This window comes from Mesorhizobium loti (assembly GCF_003148495.1).
In the GTDB taxonomy this organism is placed as follows: Bacteria; Pseudomonadota; Alphaproteobacteria; order Rhizobiales; family Rhizobiaceae; genus Mesorhizobium; species Mesorhizobium loti.
Genome location: NZ_QGGH01000043.1, coordinates 1 through 2,772, shown reverse-complemented (window position 1 = coordinate 2,772; position 2,772 = coordinate 1). Strand labels below are relative to the sequence as shown.

Sequence of the window (2,772 nt, the reverse complement as noted above, 5' to 3'; positions counted from 1 at the left end):
CGAGCTGCGCCATCTCGTCTTCGCTGGCATCGTCGGAGGACGCGTCCAGGAGCCTCATATAGACCGTGAAGTGCTCGTTGTCGTAGGCGGTCAGGCGGTCCGACCACGGGACTTGGTCTTGAACTTTGGGTTTCATCGCGACCTCGTGCGGCTCGGTTTGTCATCATCGGGTAGGGCGAGACATCTCCTCGTTGGGCTAATCATATCGAATAGGAACGATCGTTCCTAGAACGATAGTTCCGGTTCTGGTCCCTTTCTTGCCATGGATCTCAAGGAGGTCATGGCGATCAACATGCGTCGTTTGCGCCATGATCAGGACCTGACGCAGGAAGAATTGGCTGCACGCGCAGAGCTGAGCATGCGCTATGTGGGCTCGATCGAGCGTGCTCGGGTTTCCGCAAGCGTCAGTGTGCTGGGCCAGCTCGCAAAAGCACTTGACGTTGATCCTTGTGAGTTGATTAGGCCGCGGCAATAACAAAGGCGATTCGGCCCATCCCGGATTGCCGCAATCGATTTTCACGGCGTGCAACCGGCCGCCCGTGAGCTGAGCCCGTTTTCTTCGACATGGGTCTTGACCATACATGCTGCATGGCGCGGCTTGCGTGACCTACAGCGCCGATCTTGAGCGATAATCATCGTCAGATAGCATCCGGGAAGTCGCGATCCCTGAGAGAGGTGGTTCGGGCAAAGTCGATGCTCGTGCCAGTTGCTCCTTAGGTTTGTAGAGCATTCTCCGTGGTGAAATCCTCAACAAGAGGGTGGGCTCCCGCGAATGGGAATCCGAGAGGTCTTTGCCCGCAACTGCGTTACGACGGGATCGAAGGTGGTTTCCGGCATTCTCCAATACTTCAAACCCGATGGGAATCCCTGCGACGCAAGGTATCCAAGAGTTTTTCAGGGCGAACCAGAGAGTTCGGCTATGCCCGCGACGACGAGACGGTCGGCGGCCTTGCGCCGATCTCCGGCAGCTCGGCGCCGACGTCGGCACGGTCGCAAACGGTGCGCTTGCGACCGTGCCGAACAATTTCGGAAATGCGGTAGGATGCAACGTGACGACGAAGATCGTCATGTCATACTTCGGCCTCGACACGCTGCGTGACTACCAGACTTCGAGGCGCTCGAGGAGGCCGCTGAGCGGGAACAGGGCCAGATGCGCTCTGTCCCGAACTCCACAAACGCGACGGTGGATGTCGATAATCCAGCGCGGCCTTCAGTAGATTTGGGTTACGAGCCCAGCAAGTAAGCTTACGACTTTCGAAGCCATGCATTGGGAGCACAAGTAACATTAATCCCGAACGCGTCGGTGTAATAAGTGTCGACTAAAAACCCTGATTCCTCTATTAACTGAAATCCATCAAGGAGCGCTTTGTTTACTTTGCTCGATTTGCCCCTTCACGTCAGATATGTGCACTGGCTTGGTGGATTGCTTACCGGGGATCTAGGACACTCCCTTGCAAACGGGCGCGCCGTCTCGCAGTTGATAGGCGAGCGGCTGGGCAATACTTTGTTCCTGGCAGGCGTTGCGGCCTGCTTCTCCGTACCGGTATCCCTGCTCTTGGGGTTGCTCACGGCGCTTTATCGCGGGTCGGTTTTCGACCGGTTCACGAACGCGGTCACACTCACATGGATCTCATTTCCCGAGTTCTTCGTCGCCTACATCCTGATCATGTTCTTCTCCGTCCAGGCGGGCTGGTTTCCCAGCCTGTCGACGATGAGAGAAGGCGACAGCTTTACCCATTCCCTCTACTTGGTGACGTTGCCGGCACTGACGCTCACTCTGGTCGTCACCGCGCATATGATGCGCATGACACGTGCGGCAATTATCAGCGTTCTGGGCAGCCCGTTTATAGAGATGGCAAAGCTGAAAGGCATTGGCCAGCGGCGGGTCATTGTCTGGCATGCGCTACCCAATGCCCTGGCACCGATTATCAACGTCGTGGTGATCGATCTCGCCTATCTCATTGTAGGCGTTGTCGTGGTCGAAGTTGTTTTCGGTCTATCCAGGACTCGGGCAGTTGATGATCGACTCCGTTCAGCGTCGCGATATTACGGTCGTTCAAGCCTGCAGCCTAATCTTTGCAGCCACCTACGTTTTGCTGAACATGTTCGCCGACGTGTTGGCGATTGCGACCAATCCGAGGCTTATGTACCCCAAATGAGTACTCCCGCTGATCATTCCCCCCCGCTTAACATATCCCCGGCCGACCGGCCTCATCGCCAGGATCCCAGCCGCTTTAGGGCATTGCTCGAAGGCCTTCGCCAGGCGCCTGTAAGCGCACCTATGGGGATATCACCCCACTACTGCCCGCCGCTGCCATCGCCCTTCTGACGGTTGGGGTAAATTTCCTAGTGGATTGGTTTTTGCATGAATCGAGCGACCTAGATGACGAAACTTGATAGTGTCCGCGGCGCCAAAGGCGACGTCATACTGGACGTGAAAGGCCTTCGAATCGGTGGCAAAAGCAAAGCCGGTTGGGCCGAGATCGTCAAAGGGATTGATCTCACGCTGCGACGCGGTGAGATACTGGGTCTTATCGGCGAATCCGGCGCCGGCAAGTCGACGATTGCGATCGCGGTGAATCGCGCCGGGTTTTCTGGAGGCCGTTTCATTTGAGTCACGCGGCCATGGCTGGTTCATCCAGCATGGCGTAGTAGCGTTCCTCGGCTTCGGCCGGCGGGATGTTGCCGATGGGCTCCAGCAGCCGGCGATTATTGAACCAGTCGACCCATTCGAGCGTAGCGAACTCGACGGCTTCGAAGTTACGCCATGGT

The 2,772-nt window shown here is 56.9% G+C and carries 3 protein-coding genes and 2 pseudogenes; 4 read left to right on the top strand and 1 reads right to left on the bottom strand.

Annotated elements, in window-relative coordinates:
• Nucleotides 1-262 precede the first annotated feature (262 nt).
• The 4 genes and pseudogenes from C8D77_RS37145 (at nucleotide 263) to C8D77_RS38950 (ending at nucleotide 2,614) form a co-directional block, all read left to right on the top strand.
• Nucleotides 263-475, top strand: coding sequence for a helix-turn-helix domain-containing protein (locus C8D77_RS37145; protein ID WP_095809600.1), 213 nt, complete (start codon nucleotides 263-265; stop codon nucleotides 473-475).
• 930 nt (nucleotides 476-1,405) lie between these two features.
• Nucleotides 1,406-2,329, top strand: coding sequence for an ABC transporter permease (locus C8D77_RS37140; RefSeq protein WP_342770072.1), 924 nt, complete (start codon nucleotides 1,406-1,408; stop codon nucleotides 2,327-2,329).
• Nucleotides 2,278-2,397, top strand: a pseudogene (locus C8D77_RS38770) (ABC transporter permease); the annotation flags it as partial. The gene C8D77_RS37140 and the pseudogene C8D77_RS38770, both read left to right, overlap by 52 nt.
• Nucleotides 2,384-2,614 carry an ATP-binding cassette domain-containing protein gene (locus C8D77_RS38950; protein WP_109672943.1) on the top strand — a complete coding sequence of 77 codons (231 nt, stop codon included), beginning with the start codon at nucleotides 2,384-2,386 and terminating at the stop codon, nucleotides 2,612-2,614. The pseudogene C8D77_RS38770 and the gene C8D77_RS38950, both read left to right, overlap by 14 nt.
• Before the next feature lies 1 nt (nucleotide 2,615).
• Here C8D77_RS38950 and C8D77_RS37125 read toward each other — a convergent pair.
• Nucleotides 2,616-2,772, bottom strand: a pseudogene (locus C8D77_RS37125) (IS3 family transposase); the annotation flags it as partial.

Coding starts and splice junctions, on each gene's coding strand:
- C8D77_RS37145 (WP_095809600.1), top strand. CDS start 263: ATGGATCTCAAGGAGGTCATGGCGATCAACATGCGTCGTTTGCGCCAT.
- C8D77_RS38950 (WP_109672943.1), top strand. CDS start 2,384: ATGACGAAACTTGATAGTGTCCGCGGCGCCAAAGGCGACGTCATACTG.